General features: G+C 55.8%; 19 protein-coding genes. 10 read left to right on the forward strand and 9 right to left on the reverse strand.

Annotated elements, in window-relative coordinates:
* Positions 1-270 precede the first annotated feature (270 nt).
* Positions 271-1,086: an AraC family transcriptional regulator gene (locus tag BUA85_RS06775; protein WP_072900066.1), complete on the forward strand. Its 816-nt coding sequence runs from the start codon at positions 271-273 to the stop codon at positions 1,084-1,086.
* A gap of 50 nt (positions 1,087-1,136) precedes the next feature.
* On the opposite strand, the gene BUA85_RS06780 is transcribed toward BUA85_RS06775, so the two are convergent.
* From BUA85_RS06780 to rpsD, 5 genes are all read right to left on the reverse strand, one after another.
* Positions 1,137-1,553: a VOC family protein gene (locus BUA85_RS06780; RefSeq protein ID WP_072900067.1), complete on the reverse strand. Its 417-nt coding sequence runs from the start codon at positions 1,551-1,553 to the stop codon at positions 1,137-1,139.
* 8 nt (positions 1,554-1,561) lie between these two features.
* The gene (locus BUA85_RS06785; RefSeq protein ID WP_072900068.1) at positions 1,562-2,473 is read right to left on the reverse strand and encodes an extensin-like domain-containing protein; all 912 of its coding nucleotides are present in this window, start codon (positions 2,471-2,473) and stop codon (positions 1,562-1,564) included.
* Positions 2,470-3,393: a prephenate/arogenate dehydrogenase family protein gene (locus BUA85_RS06790; RefSeq protein ID WP_072900069.1), complete on the reverse strand. Its 924-nt coding sequence runs from the start codon at positions 3,391-3,393 to the stop codon at positions 2,470-2,472. The genes BUA85_RS06785 and BUA85_RS06790 overlap by 4 nt, the downstream gene beginning before the upstream one ends.
* Entirely contained in the window at positions 3,390-4,475 is a 1,086-nt protein-coding gene (hisC, locus tag BUA85_RS06795; RefSeq protein ID WP_072900070.1) for a histidinol-phosphate transaminase, read from the reverse strand. The genes BUA85_RS06790 and hisC overlap by 4 nt, the downstream gene beginning before the upstream one ends.
* 141 nt (positions 4,476-4,616) lie before the next feature.
* Complete coding sequence (gene rpsD, locus BUA85_RS06800) at positions 4,617-5,237, reverse strand: 30S ribosomal protein S4 (protein WP_072900071.1); 621 nt, start codon at positions 5,235-5,237, stop codon at positions 4,617-4,619.
* A gap of 226 nt (positions 5,238-5,463) precedes the next feature.
* On the opposite strand from rpsD, the gene BUA85_RS06805 reads away from it, so the two are divergent.
* The 4 genes from BUA85_RS06805 to BUA85_RS06820 all read left to right on the forward strand — a co-directional run bounded on the left by BUA85_RS06805 (position 5,464) and on the right by BUA85_RS06820 (position 9,028).
* Positions 5,464-6,192, forward strand: coding sequence for an SDR family NAD(P)-dependent oxidoreductase (locus tag BUA85_RS06805; RefSeq protein WP_072900072.1), 729 nt, complete (start codon positions 5,464-5,466; stop codon positions 6,190-6,192).
* Positions 6,189-6,923, forward strand: a complete 735-nt coding sequence (locus BUA85_RS06810; protein WP_072900073.1) for an SDR family NAD(P)-dependent oxidoreductase — start codon at positions 6,189-6,191, stop codon at positions 6,921-6,923. Before BUA85_RS06805 ends, BUA85_RS06810 begins: the two co-directional genes overlap by 4 nt.
* Positions 6,924-7,011: 88 nt before the next feature.
* The gene (locus tag BUA85_RS06815) at positions 7,012-7,482 is read left to right on the forward strand and encodes an NUDIX hydrolase (protein WP_072900074.1); all 471 of its coding nucleotides are present in this window, start codon (positions 7,012-7,014) and stop codon (positions 7,480-7,482) included.
* Between the two features lie 61 nt (positions 7,483-7,543).
* On the forward strand, positions 7,544-9,028 hold the full coding sequence (locus BUA85_RS06820; protein ID WP_072900075.1) for an inorganic phosphate transporter: 1,485 nt from the start codon (positions 7,544-7,546) through the stop codon (positions 9,026-9,028).
* A 21-nt stretch (positions 9,029-9,049) separates the two neighbouring features.
* Here the strand turns inward: BUA85_RS06820 and BUA85_RS06825 are convergent, their stop codons facing one another.
* Positions 9,050-9,229: a hypothetical protein gene (locus BUA85_RS06825; protein WP_072900076.1), complete on the reverse strand. Its 180-nt coding sequence runs from the start codon at positions 9,227-9,229 to the stop codon at positions 9,050-9,052.
* Between the two features lie 45 nt (positions 9,230-9,274).
* On the reverse strand, positions 9,275-9,529 hold the full coding sequence (locus BUA85_RS06830; protein ID WP_207548129.1) for a DUF1330 domain-containing protein: 255 nt from the start codon (positions 9,527-9,529) through the stop codon (positions 9,275-9,277).
* Positions 9,530-9,706: 177 nt separating this feature from the next.
* On the opposite strand from BUA85_RS06830, the gene mgrA reads away from it, so the two are divergent.
* The 5 genes from mgrA (at position 9,707) to BUA85_RS06855 (ending at position 12,980) form a co-directional block, all read left to right on the forward strand.
* Complete coding sequence (gene mgrA, locus BUA85_RS06835; RefSeq protein ID WP_072900077.1) at positions 9,707-10,750, forward strand: L-glyceraldehyde 3-phosphate reductase; 1,044 nt, start codon at positions 9,707-9,709, stop codon at positions 10,748-10,750.
* A complete protein-coding gene (locus BUA85_RS06840; protein WP_072900078.1) occupies positions 10,751-11,203 on the forward strand; it encodes a DMT family transporter in 453 nt (150 codons plus the stop codon).
* Positions 11,200-11,634 (forward strand): DMT family transporter, encoded by a 435-nt coding sequence (locus tag BUA85_RS06845; RefSeq protein WP_072900079.1) that lies wholly within the window; start codon positions 11,200-11,202, stop codon positions 11,632-11,634. The genes BUA85_RS06840 and BUA85_RS06845 overlap by 4 nt, the downstream gene beginning before the upstream one ends.
* Positions 11,635-11,700: 66 nt before the next feature.
* Positions 11,701-12,279, forward strand: a complete 579-nt coding sequence (locus BUA85_RS06850; RefSeq protein ID WP_072900457.1) for a nitroreductase family protein — start codon at positions 11,701-11,703, stop codon at positions 12,277-12,279.
* Positions 12,276-12,980, forward strand: a complete 705-nt coding sequence (locus BUA85_RS06855; protein WP_072900080.1) for an EI24 domain-containing protein — start codon at positions 12,276-12,278, stop codon at positions 12,978-12,980. Before BUA85_RS06850 ends, BUA85_RS06855 begins: the two co-directional genes overlap by 4 nt.
* Here BUA85_RS06855 and BUA85_RS06860 read toward each other — a convergent pair.
* The gene (locus tag BUA85_RS06860) at positions 12,952-13,230 is read right to left on the reverse strand and encodes a DUF1467 family protein (RefSeq protein WP_072900081.1); all 279 of its coding nucleotides are present in this window, start codon (positions 13,228-13,230) and stop codon (positions 12,952-12,954) included. The genes BUA85_RS06855 and BUA85_RS06860 overlap by 29 nt on opposite strands.
* The gene (mce, locus tag BUA85_RS06865; protein WP_072900082.1) at positions 13,230-13,634 is read right to left on the reverse strand and encodes a methylmalonyl-CoA epimerase; all 405 of its coding nucleotides are present in this window, start codon (positions 13,632-13,634) and stop codon (positions 13,230-13,232) included. Before mce ends, BUA85_RS06860 begins: the two co-directional genes overlap by 1 nt.
* Positions 13,635-13,649: the final 15 nt, after the last annotated feature.

The following is a 13,649-nucleotide window of genomic DNA, read 5'->3' on the forward strand; positions in this document are numbered from 1 at the left end:
CTCCGAGGAGAATTGTACTCTAGCTTAGCTTTGAGGGTTACAGCCGCCGCGCAACTCCACAACCAGAGCATCTGAGGAGAAATGGCAAATATTTCAGATATTTGGATGCCTAATTACACGTGGTGTGCAAACAATGCCGAGATTTTTGACTAAGTTTTTGATGACTTCGATGCACAGTCGGAACGCCTATCCGGATTCGATCAAGAATATATCCAACTGACACCAGGTGCGTTTCGAGGTCGTTTTGTGTCCTGTTTTCTGGGGCCAAACGTGTCGCTTCATATCGAACACGCCAATCAAGCTTTGCAGCAAACGGTGGTTGGAGCGCCCGATGCCTATTCCATTGGTGTTGTCCTAAATGAAGATACCTACTTTCGGGCAAATGGACAAAACATTGGATGCGAGGACATATTTATCGTCCCGCCCGGATGCACCCTCCATCTGCGCAGTCCGGAAGATGGTATGATCTTGGCAGTCATCGTTTCGACCAAAACATTTGAAAGGGCATTTTCTGTTGCGCCAGCGGTTGCTGACTGGCTTCTTTCCTTGCGCGACATCGTTGCCTGTTGTCGTGCCCCAACATTCGCGCAACGTCTGCGTAACGACGCCTATAACGCCCTTAAAACGAATGCCTTGGACAGTCGGTTCGGCCAGAACCAAACGCTTCTTGGTGAGATTTTAGTGAACAGCCTTGTCTCCAGCCTGATCTTGGAATGGGGCAACGGGGTCGAGTTTCTAGGAGCAAAACTGCCCCGCAGTTTCTCGAGGTTCTTGGCCATCCAAAAACACACCAGTGGTGCGACTGCGAATACCATCGACATCGCGGCGATGTCCGAGGAACTAAGTCTGAGCCGACGCAGCATTCAATATGCCTATGCACAGGAAGGCACCCTTGGGTTTGGAGCTTACCAACGCTTGCTGCGCCTTCACGCCGCACGCCGCAGTCTGAGCAATCCGGCAAATACCGACAAATCAATCGGTGACATTGCAGCGGAGTTCGGATTTCTGAATTGGAGCCATTTCGGCGAACAATATCTCACCGCATTTGGAGAACGTCCGTCCGACACAAGGTCGCGGCTGAATTAACTTTCAAGCACTTTGGTCATTGCCGAAGCGGCAAACCCAAACAGCCTCACCTAGTCATCCCGCCCCGGTTCATTCGGGTTGCTGGAGAAGATCGCAATCTTGTTTCCTGGCGGGTCGCGCAGATAGCCCACGAAAAACCTTGGCCCGTAGATGTCTCGAAACCCCGGAGACCCTTCATTGCTCCCGCCTGCCGAAAGGGCCGCCGCATGAATATCTCGGACTTGCTGTTGACCTGAGGCCTCGAACGCAACCATTGATCCGTTTCCAGACGATGCAGGCTTTCCGTCAAACGTAGGTTTGACGTAGAAATCGGGTGAGATCGGTTTTTGCCCTTTTGGGACGGGCAATTCCCAACTCAAACCCTCCGGTCCTTCTTCAAGCGTGTAGCCGAGGTCCGGCAAAAAGGCGCTGTAGAACGCTTTTGCCAAAGCCATGTCATCCACACCAACCGTCACATAAGAAATCATACGCTCGCCTACCTACAAAACGATCCAGACCGATAGCGCGCCGTATCGAAATGGAAGTGATCGCGGTGGAATCTGTTGGATTCAGGCCCCAAGACTGTCCCGAATGGACCGCAAGCAGCCCGCCACATCTGGCGCAATGCCCGCCCTTTCTCGCCACCGCCCCAATCCGTGAGCAACGTAATCTCATCGCCGTTCTGCAACCCAATACCTGCGATATCGATGGCATGACCAAAGGAATGCTCCGACAAGCGACCGCTCGATGCAGAATTGCGGAAGCGGCACGCATAGTGCGCAACTACCCGCAATGACCTGATACCTCCGCCGATGTTGGCGACGGCCGGACGGGCACCGGTTTCAATCCAACGTTTTAGTGCGCGTGCCGTGGTGCAATCCATCAAAGCCTGAGTGCTTAACCGAACGCCCGCGACAGATTTGATCCGAACCGCGCTGTCGATGCCACATCGCCCGCGACCCTCCACGCGGCCAACATCCGTACCTTGGATATCCGGATCACCACAGACCTGCCCCCGCAACCGCGCCTGCCGTTGCTGTTCAAAGCGCTGAGGGATTGCAGGTGGCCGCAACGTCGGCACAAGGGAACTTGAAATCGCGTATGGACTAAAGGCGAAGAGATTTTGCTCTGCCCGACGTTGCGGGCGCGTCTCTGCCCCTCGTTCCAAATCCGGCCGCAGATACGGCCGCAACCGCGGTCGATCTTGCACGTCTGGCAAAGCAATCTGCGGTGCGTAAGCTGCAACGCTATCCGGTCGCAAGGCCGGACGCACAATATCCAAAGTCACTTCTGGTGGCGCATTTGTCGCAATTACACGTGATGTTGGGCGGGGCGATTGTTCTGGCGCCTCCGCCAACGCAAGGGTCGCGGCGCAGATGGCTAAAACATATGCGCCTACCCGTTTCACGTATTCGCAGGACCCCGGCCAAAGTTCGGCGCATCCGTATCCTGTCCGGCTTCGATGATCCCACGCCGGATCGATCGGGTGCGGGTGAAATAATCGTGCAAGTGATCCCCATCACCCGTCCGGATCGCGCGTTGTAGGGCAAACAGCTCTTCGGTGAACCGACCAAGGATCTCCAAAGTGGCATCTTTATTGGTCAGAAACACATCCCGCCACATTGTTGGATCAGACGCGGCAATCCGCGTGAAATCCCTGAAACCGGCAGCGGAGTAATTGACAACTTCAGTGTCAGTGACGCGGGCAAGGTCGTCAGCAACACCTACCATCGTGTAAGCGATCAGGTGCGGTGTGTGGCTGGTGACGGCCAATACGAGATCATGGTGATCCGCATCCATTTCATCCACCAATGCGCCTAGACCTTTCCAGAAGGTCTTCAGCCGCTCCACAGCATCACGATCGGTATAATCAGATGCCGGCACAACGATGTTCCACCGATTGTCAAAAAGCTCCGCAAAGCCGGAACGTGGTCCCGAGTGTTCTGTCCCTGCCAAAGGGTGCGCAGGCACAAAATGCACGTCCTCAGGAACATATGGCTCCACAGCTTCAATCACGGCGCGTTTGACCGACCCTACATCGCTGAGCGTCGCGCCCGATTTCAGATGCGGGGCGATGTCCTTCATCACCGATCCCATCGCGCCAACCGGCACACACAAGATCACCAAATCAGCCCCTTCGACCGCCTCAGCCGCCGTGTCGTATACCGTGCACAAATCCAACTCTCGCGCGGTGTCGCGAGTCTCCTGACTACGGGCGTAGCCGGTGAATTCGCCAACCAAACCAGTGCGTTTCGCTGCATGGGTGATCGAAGATGCTATCAACCCAAGCCCGATTAGGGCTACTTTCTCGTAAATCACACCACTCATGACGCGTCCTTAAACTTGGCGACGGCGTCTAACACGCGGTCATTGTCTTCTGGTCGACCCACGGTGATCCGCAAGCCTTCAGGAAAGCCGTAGCCCCCTACCTTCCGCACAAGGATGCCTGCAGCTTGAAACGCCGTTTCCATCGCCGCAGCTTCACCCTCATCAGCGAACCGTGCCAACACAAAATTTGTGTGGCTATCGTCACAGGCAATCCCTTGCTGACGTAGACCACATGTCAAACGCGCGCGTTCGCTGGCATTCATCTCAACGCTAGTCTTGGCCCACTCCAAATCCAACGCTGCCGCTTCTGCCGCCACCAGTTGCACCACCGACAGGTTATACGGCTGGCGAATGCGGGTCATCACGTCGATCAGGGCTTTCGGCCCATAGCCAAAGCCAATCCGCAAACCACCCAAACCATAGAGCTTCGAAAAGGTGCGGGTCATGATCACATTCTCACGGGATCGCGCCAAAGCCTCACCCCCGTCATGACCGGCGGCATATTCGATGTAGGCACAATCCAGCACGAGGATCACACCCTTGGGCAGCCCATCGGCCAAACGCTCGATCTCACTTTCCGGAATGATCGTCCCTGTGGGGTTACCCGGGTTTGTCAGCATCACAACACGCGTGCGCTCCGTCACGGCGGCGAGAATGTTATCGACGCTCACCTGTCGATCCACTTCCGCCACCTGAACCGGCGTCGCCCCCGCCATATGGGCAAGGATTGGATACATCGAAAACCCATGCTCAGTGTGAATGATCTCATCGCCAGGGCCAGTGAAGGCCTGACAAATGAACTGCAACACCTCGTCTGAGCCCACGCCACAGATCACCCGATCGGCTTCCAGCCCATAAACATCGGAAATCGCCGCCCGCAAACCCGCATGATCAGTACTTGGATATCGATGCGTCTCCGTCGCAGCCGCTGTAATAGCGGCAATGGCAGAGGGCGGAGGTCCAAGCGGGTTCTCATTCGAGCTCAGCTTGAGAACATCCGAACGCCCTGCGATCTCTGACTTACCGCCTTGATACAAAGCGATTTCCATTATGCCTGGCTGTGGTGTGATCATCGATCCCATCGCATCTTTCCTTGTTCGACCTCTTCTAGCCTTGAGGCTGTTTGATTCCTAGTGCGTCAAAAGGGTGCCTAAATGACGTGGCCAACGAAAAAGGCCGCATCCCTCGACGCGGCCTTTTTGAATTTCGGTTGAAGAACCTGATTAGTTCTTAGCGTAGAATTCGACCACGAGGTTTGGTTCCATCGCGACCGGATAAGGCACATCGCCCAAACCTGGTGTGCGAACGAACTCACAAGACATCTTGGAATGGTCGACAGCCATGTAATCAGGCACATCACGCTCTGGCAGCTGAGACGCAACCAAAACAAGCTCAAGCTGCTTGGACTTCTGACGTACAGAAATCACGTCGCCTTCTTTCACGCGGTAAGATGGGATGTTCACCTTCTTGCCGTTCACTTCCACATGGCCATGGTTCACGAACTGACGTGCTGCGAAAACAGTCGGTACGAACTTCGCACGATAAACAACAGCGTCCAAACGGCGCTCAAGCAGACCGATGAGGTTTTCACCTGTATCGCCTTTTACACGCTCAGCTTCCGCATAGATGCGGCGGAACTGTTTCTCTGTCAGGTCACCATAGTAGCCTTTCAGCTTCTGTTTGGCGCGCAGCTGCAAACCGAAGTCAGACAGCTTGCCCTTACGGCGCTGACCGTGCTGGCCGGGGCCATATTCACGACGGTTAACTGGGGATTTTGGACGACCCCAGATGTTTTCGCCCATCCGGCGGTCAATTTTGTATTTGGCAGCAGTTCTTTTTGTCATCTGCTGATCTCCTTCGTTTAGTTTTCGAAGGGCGTTGTCCTCTCCCCTGATTTTGCAGGGGCGACAGGGACCCTCTCACGAGGACCACCAACACCAATGAATGCGCGGCTTATAGACAGTGCGAGAAAGGAGTCAACACGCATTTCGCGACATCTACGTGTCGGCAATGAGTATGACGCGCAATTCAATCGCCATCACCCTAATTTGCAGCTGAATTGGAGGACTAATGACCGATCTAAACGGCAAAACGGCTTTGGTCACAGGAGCCGCGGGCGGCATAGGATCCGCTATCGTTCAAAGGCTGCAAGAAAATGGTACAACAGTGGTTGGCGCTGACCGCGTTGAAACGCCTGCCGATCACACGATCTTGGGCGATCTAACAGAGCCCGCGTACTGCGACACGCTCCCTCAAAAAGCAGCAGATATATTGGGCGGCCTCGACATCGTGGTAAACAACGCAGGCATCATCACGCGCGGCCCTATCACAGAGGCCACTGACGACGACTACATGCGCACGATGGCCATCAACGTCGAAGCCCCGTTTCGCATTTGTCGCGCCGCGATACCGCTCATGTCCAACGCCGGGGGTGGAGCTATTGTCAACGTCGCCTCTTGCTGGGGTGTTCATCCCGGCCCCAACCATCCCCTCTATGTGATGTCAAAAGCCGCAGTCGCCTCTCTCACACAGTGCTTGGGCATGGACCACGCCCATCAAAATATCCGCGTAAACGCCGTTTGCCCAAATGAGGTAAACACCGACATGCTCCGCAGCGGCTTTGCAGCGCGCGGCTTTGATCCCAAAAGCGCGATTGCCGACCTCAACGCCTCAGTTCCACTGGGCCGCATCGCCGAACCAGAAGACATTGCTGATGTCGTGCTGTTCCTCGCCTCTGATCAAGCCCGCTATCTCTGCGGTGCGCTGATCGAGGCAAACGGTGGGAAACCAGTCAAATGATCGATCTGACCGGAAAAGCTGCCCTTGTGACAGGCGGTCGTAGTGGCATTGGCGCTGCAATCGCCGAAGCCTTGGAAGAGGCAGGGGCAACCGTTCTGACCGCCCAGCGCGGGGTCGATCGTGCGCGCGACTACATCGAAGCCGACCTCTCGGACCCAGACGCACCCAACGCCATCATCACCGAAGCCACCCGCCGCTTCGGTCGCCTCGATATCCTCGTCAACAACGCGGGCGTTATGTACGAAGGCACACTCCTTGAAATGGATGCGGAAACCTGGGCCAAAACGATCCAAGTCAATCTGACTGCTCCGGCCATGCTGGCCAAAGCGGCCCTCCCTCATCTCATAGAGTCAAAGGGCTGCATCCTGAACATCGGCTCGATCGAAGGTCTCGGCTCCAACCCTCGCCATCCCGCCTATTGTGCGTCTAAGGGAGGCCTCCACGCCCTGACCCGTGCCGTGGCGGTAGATCATGGCCCTGACGGCGTGCGCTGCAACGCAATCGCCCCGGGTTGGATCGACACCGACCTCAATACCGCATTCATCGAAAGCCTCGGCGACCCCGATCAATTCCGCAAAGACATCGGCCACATTCATCCCGTAGGTCGAACAGGAACGCCGCAAGAGGTCGCGGCCCTCGCCCGTTGGCTGGTCTCAGAAGAGGCGAGCTTTGTCACCGGCCAGATTTGGACCATTGATGGCGGTCGCATGAGCAAGATCAGCTTACCTTAAGCCTTTTCACGAACCGCCGATTTGAAATTTAGCAAAAAACCAACTAAGTTATATCAAATAAAACAAAAAATATCTGAGCGGTTTCGCAATGCTACATCATCTTCAGTCCGCCTGGGACGAGGTCCTAGGCCCAATTCTACGTCGCCCCAAACATTTGCAGATTGCAGCATTATGCCATCGCGGTGCAAAAGACGTGCGGGAATATCTGTTGATCACCAGCCGCGATACCCGCCGTTGGATCATCCCCAAAGGCTGGCCGATTCGAGGGTTGTCTTCGAAAGAAACCGCCTTGCGCGAAGCCTGGGAAGAAGCCGGGGTAAAAGATGGCAAGGCGTCCAAGGACCCTATCGGTACCTACACCTACCAAAAACGTCGAGACAATGGATTGTCCATTCCCGTCGAAACCCTGGTCTTTTCGGTGGCTGTCACCGACATGTCCGAAGCCTATCCCGAAGCTGATGAGAGACAGCAAAGGTGGGTTGACGCGGAAACAGCCGCTGAATTGGTCGATGAAACCGACTTAAAAGGACTTATTCTTAATCAAAAAGAACAGTCCTAAAAAAAGTTGCTAAATTATTAGGCAATTCCCTAGGTTGCTGCCAACCGGGGGGATTCTATCGATGTCAGACCAGCAGGGCGATCCACGCCATTTGGAGACGCTTGACCGCGATCTTGCGCGCTTTTCAAATCTAGAAACTGCGACTGCTCTTGTTGCCAAGCCGACCATTGGTTTGGGGATATCGATAGTTTTTGTCGTCCTCGCTGGGATCACCGCAATGCTGTTCTTTGGCGAAGCAAATAATACCTTCATCGTTGTAATTGCCGCATGTCTAGGCGCTTATATGGCACTTAACATCGGTGCCAATGACGTGGCGAACAACATGGGTCCAGCTGTTGGAGCAAACGCGCTCACTATGGGTGGCGCCATTGCGATCGCGGCGATCTTCGAAAGCGCCGGCGCATTGATCGCCGGCGGAGACGTTGTGTCGACGATCGCCAAAGGCATCATTGCGCCCGAAAGCATGGGCACTACTCCGATTTTCATATGGGCTATGATGTCTGCGCTGCTATCTGCGGCGCTTTGGGTCAACCTTGCCACATGGGTTGGCGCACCTGTTTCCACCACACACTCCGTCGTAGGAGGCGTGATGGGCGCAGGGATCGCCGCTGCCGGATTTGCCGCCGTCAACTGGCCCACCATGGGCAAAATCGCTGCAAGCTGGGTGATTTCTCCTGTTTTGGGCGGCGCCATCGCGGCCATCTTCCTTGCCCTGATCAAATCACGCATCATCTATCGGGATGACAAAATTGCCGCCGCGCGCACATGGGTGCCTGTCCTGGTGGGAATCATGGGAGGTGCATTTGCATCTTATCTTGCCCTGAAGGGGCTCAAAAAGATCATGAAAATTGATTTGCCAACCGCATTTATGATCGGGTTGGCCATTGGCGTTCTGATCTGGATCATCATGATCCCTGTGATCCGCAAACAATCTGAGGGCTTGGAGAACCGAAACAAATCTCTCAAGGTGCTCTTCGGCATCCCACTTGTTGTCTCAGCCGCACTCCTTAGCTTCGCGCATGGTGCCAACGATGTGGCAAACGCCGTCGGCCCCTTGGCCGCCATCGTCCAAGCCTCCCAATCTGGGGACTTCCTGCAAGCTGTGTCGATCCCACTTTGGGTGATGATCATCGGCGCTTTTGGCATTTCGTTTGGCCTATTCCTGTTCGGGCCAAAGCTGATCCGAATGGTTGGTGCGCAAATCACCAAACTGAATCCAATGCGCGCCTATTGCGTCGCGCTCTCCGCCGCGATCACTGTAATCGTTGCCAGCTGGCTCGGCCTACCGGTCAGCTCAACCCATATCGCAGTTGGTGCTGTCTTCGGCGTTGGGTTCTTTCGTGAATGGGATGCAGAGCGTCGGATCAAAAAGGCCCGCCTTGCGATGCCAAACCGGCCTCAATACTCCAAAGAAGAACGCCGTCGTCGAAAGTTAGTACGCCGCTCGCACTTCCTGACAATAATTTCCGCATGGATCATCACGGTGCCCGCTGCCGCACTCCTGTCAGGCGTCATCTTCTTTGTGATCAGTTCCTTCTTGGCCTAACCGCCAAATCCGAAGTCTGGTCTAGAAGTTATTCATATTGTCATGGGTGTTAATCGCATCGTTTTTGGTCCCCTGCAGGTTGGGGCCTTGATTGGCCTCATCCTTATCGCTGCCAAAATTCACACGATATAACGCAAAGCCGATAATGAAGGCGACAATCAGAGCCAACCCACCCATAAACCCAAACACAATCCATTCCATCTCAAATCCCTCCTAAAACTGAGCAGCTAAGCCCAAAGACACCGACTAAAGCCCTTCTACCAAAATCAAATCCGTATCAGAAATCCGCTCCCGCACGGCGCGCGCCTCACTATAGGCATCGCTTTCGTAAAATGCCCGCGCCGCATCGAGGCTTTCAAACTCGATCACAATGGCAAGCCCTTCGGCCCCACCTTCCCGATGATCCGGCGCTGGATTGCGCACGAGGGCGCGGCCATTATGCGCCTTGATCGCAGCACCGGACATCTGTTTGAACTCCTCAAACGCCTCTTCGTCCTGCACTCAAATATGCGCAATCAAATATCCCTTTGACATCATTCCCCCTTCAATAACTCGGCAAAGGCATTGGAGACGCAAACCGACGGCTCGGTCAAGGTTGCTCTCCATTACTCTTTAGCTAAGCTACCTTGGAAACGCCGCCACACGGGGATAGACGGGGCAAATCACAGGAGCCTCCCCATGCCATACACACCCGACGCCGCCCGCTACGATTCAATGCCCTACCGCCGCTGCGGTGCATCCGGCTTGAAGCTTCCCGCCATTTCGCTGGGCTTATGGCACAACTTCGGCGGCGACACCCCGCATGAAACGAAACGCGCGATGTGCCAAACCGCCTTTGATGCGGGCATCACACATTTCGACCTCGCCAACAATTACGGTCCCCCCTATGGCAGCGCGGAAACTGCGTTCGGAGAAATCCTCCGCACCGATTTTCAACACCACCGCGACGAATTGATCATCTCGTCCAAAGCAGGCTACGACATGTGGGACGGGCCTTATGGCGAATGGGGATCGCGCAAGCATGTCATCTCGTCCTGTGATCAGTCCCTCAAACGAATGGGGCTCGACTACGTCGACATATTCTATTCCCACCGGTTCGACCCAGATACCCCGCTCGAAGAAACCATGGGCGCGCTGGATCACATCGTCCGCTCAGGCAAAGCGCTCTACATCGGCATCAGCTCCTATAGCGCCGCCAAAACCCGCGAAGCAGCTGCCATCCTCAAAGACCTCGGCACCCCATGCAGGGTCCACCAACCCAGCTACAACATACTCAACCGTTGGGTCGAAACCGATGGCCTCAAAGACACGCTGAAAGATCTCGGCATCGGCTCAATCGCTTTCACTCCGCTCGCGCAAGGTCTTTTGAGCAATAAATACCTAAGCGGCATCCCCGAAGGCAGCAGGATGACGCAGGGAAAATCGCTTTGGGAAGGTCAACTGAGCGAGGCAACACTTGCTGCATTGAAAGAACTGAACACACTCGCCGAAGCGCGCGGCCAAAGCCTTGCTCAAATGGCCCTCGCTTGGGTTCTGCGCGACGGCGGCATCACCTCCGCCCTGATCGGGGCCTCCCGCCCTGAGCAGATCACAGATTGCGTCGCGGCCACCAGAAATCTTGCATTCTCTGACAGCGAGTTAAAAGAAATCGATCGCATCGCCGGCGATGCCAATATCAACCTCTGGGCTGCGTCTTCGGACTCTGATAACGCGCCAAGCTAAATGACAACTGCCCCCCTCTACAGCCTGATCGCCTTCCTTACCGGTGGGCTCCTGACGCTCATGGTGCTCACTAACGGCACCTTGGCCGTCTACGGCACTCTCTTGTTCTCTTCGTGGGTCCCTCATGTCACAGGGACTGTCGCAGCCCTTGCCATCCTTGCTGTACTCAAACCCAAACGCGCCAAACCACTGCGCCCGCCGCTTTGGGCCTATCTCGCGGGCGTTGGTGGCGCATTCACCGTGATGCTCACCTCGGCCACCGTCAACACCAGCCTCGCTCTCTCCGGCACCATTGCGCTGGGCCTCGCAGGCCAAGTTGTGTTCAGCCTCTTCGCAGACATCCGCGGACTCTTTGGCCTGCCGAAGAAACGCCCCAGTGCCCGAGACCTCACGGCACTTGGCATGATCTTGTCCGGCGCGCTGCTCCTCGTCTTGATGGGAGGTAGCCAATGATCCCCTTCGTCCTTATGGCCTTCACGGCAGGCCTTCTCATTGGCCTCAGCCGACAACTCAACGGTCGCCTGAGCCTGTCGACTTCAGCGATGGAGGCCTCCTTCTGGAACCACATCGTCGGAGCGATCTTCCTAACCCTCGCCGCCTTCGCACTCGGTGGCCTGTTCGAAGGAGATCTCGAAAACATCCCGCTCTGGGCCTACCTCGGTGGCCCCATCGGCGTGATCTTCATCGCCGCCTCAAGCTGGCTCATCACACGGATCGGTGCGGTCTCAACCACGATGCTTATCATCGCAGGCCAGATGATCTTCGGCATCCTCCTCGACATGATACGCGGAGTCCCTGGTGACCTCACCATCCGCATCCTCGGAACCGCGCTTATCCTCGGAGGCATGTGGCTCTTGCATAGACCTGCGAAGGCCGCCGCCTAACATCCCAACCTTGCGACAAGAGACCGCCACCCTTATCTCTGGCGCACCAAGATGAAGGGACAGATCATGCCAACGCCGAGCCCAGACGCGCTAGATTTTTTGCTTACCAGACGCTCGCGCCCAGCAAAAACGCTGACCACCCCTGTCCCCGACATGGAAACCGTCAAGAAATTGCTGGTCGCCGCCGCCCGCACACCAGATCACGGCAAACTTGAACCTTGGCGCTTTATCGTTCTGGAAAAAGCCGCCCTTGCCCGCCTCGCCGATGCTATACCTGCGCGCGGTGCGGAACTGTCCATCGAGCCAGAAAAGATCGACAAAGCCGTCGCCCAATTCGGCAACGCTGATCTCGTCGTTGCGGTGGTGACCTCGCCAAAGCCGTCTGAGAAAATTCTCCCAATCGAGCAGGTCTATTCCGCCGGAGCCGCCTGCCTCGCCCTCTTAAACGCAGCACTCGCCGCGGGCTGGGGCGCGAATTGGCTGTCCGGCTGGGCCAGCCACGATGCGACCTTCGTGCAGGAAAACCTCGGTCTTGCAGCGCAAGAATCCATCGCGGGGTTTATCCACCTCGGCACAGAAACCAGTACACCCCCAGAACGGCCTCGCCCGAACATGGATCAAATCACCACGTGGGTCACGGAATGATCTTTCTCGATTTCTTCAAAGCGGTCAGTCAATTCGCAGACCCACGCTTCAGACGTGTGCTCTGGCTCGGTGTCGGCCTCACGATCGCCCTCCTCGTCGCCGTCTACAGCCTGTTCCTCTGGCTTATGAACCCAACCTTCGAAGGCGACATTACCCTGCCGATCATTGGCCCAGTCTCATGGCTAGGCGATCTGCTCAGCTGGGGCAGCCTTGGCCTAATGCTGATCCTCTCAGTGTTCCTAATGATCCCCGTCGCCTCTGCTATTACATCTTTCTTTCTGGATGATGTGGCAGAAGCCGTCGAAGATATGCACTACCCATATCTGCCAGCTGTCCCGCGAACGCCGTTCTATGACTCGGTCAAAGACACCGTAAACTTTCTCGGCATCCTGATCGCGGCCAACGTCCTCGCCTTTGCGATCTACGCGGTTGTGCCGTTTCTGTCCGTGTTCATCTTTTTTGCACTCAACGGCTTCCTGCTCGGCCGCGAATACTTCCAAGTCGCTGCCATGCGACGCTTAGGCCGCGAAGGCGCCAAAGAACTGCGCCGTCAAAATACAGGAAAAATATGGTTCGCAGGCTGCCTCATGGCTCTCCCGCTGTCGATCCCGCTGATCAACCTTTTCATCCCGATCCTAGGTGCTGCAACCTTCACGCACCTCTATCACCGGATCAGCGGGACGGCGGCGACATCCGGTTAAACCAATCGATATCCCGCACTGTGATCACGCCTGACCAAATAATCGCCGCCAAGATCACCCAGATCCCAAGCGCCCAAAGCGTGGTGATTTTGGCTTTGCGCTTCAACTGAGGATCAGCAGGTGCGGACGCATGAGTGCCCGGTACAATCTGGCCCTCGTCCCCTTGCGTGACCATGCGCAGCGGCAACACGATGAAAAACACCATGAACCAACAGACGGCATAAAGAACGAGTGCGGATGTAATGCCCATTAGACCTGTTCCAGCTCCACCAAACAGCCGTTGAAATCCTTCGGATGCAGGAACAACACCGGCTTGCCATGGGCCCCGATCTTTGGCTCTCCCGACCCAAGTACGCGCGCCCCTTCAGCTTTCAACTTATCCCGCGCCGCCAGAATGTCATCCACTTCGTAGCAAATGTGATGAATGCCACCCGACGGGTTCTTATCGAGGAAATTTGCAATCGGAGAGTCCTCACCCAACGGATAGAGCAGCTCAATCTTGGTGTTCGGCAGGTTGATAAACACAACCGTTACCCCGTGATCCGGTTCATCTTGCGGCGCGCCTACATCAGCGCCCAAAGCCCCTCGATACTGAGCCGAAGCCGCTTCTAAATCCGGTACTGCGATTGCAACGTGGTTCAAGCGGCCGATCATGGTCTTCTCTCCTTC

The organism is Cognatiyoonia sediminum (assembly GCF_900129845.1).
In the GTDB taxonomy this organism is placed as follows: domain Bacteria; phylum Pseudomonadota; class Alphaproteobacteria; order Rhodobacterales; family Rhodobacteraceae; genus Cognatiyoonia; species Cognatiyoonia sediminum.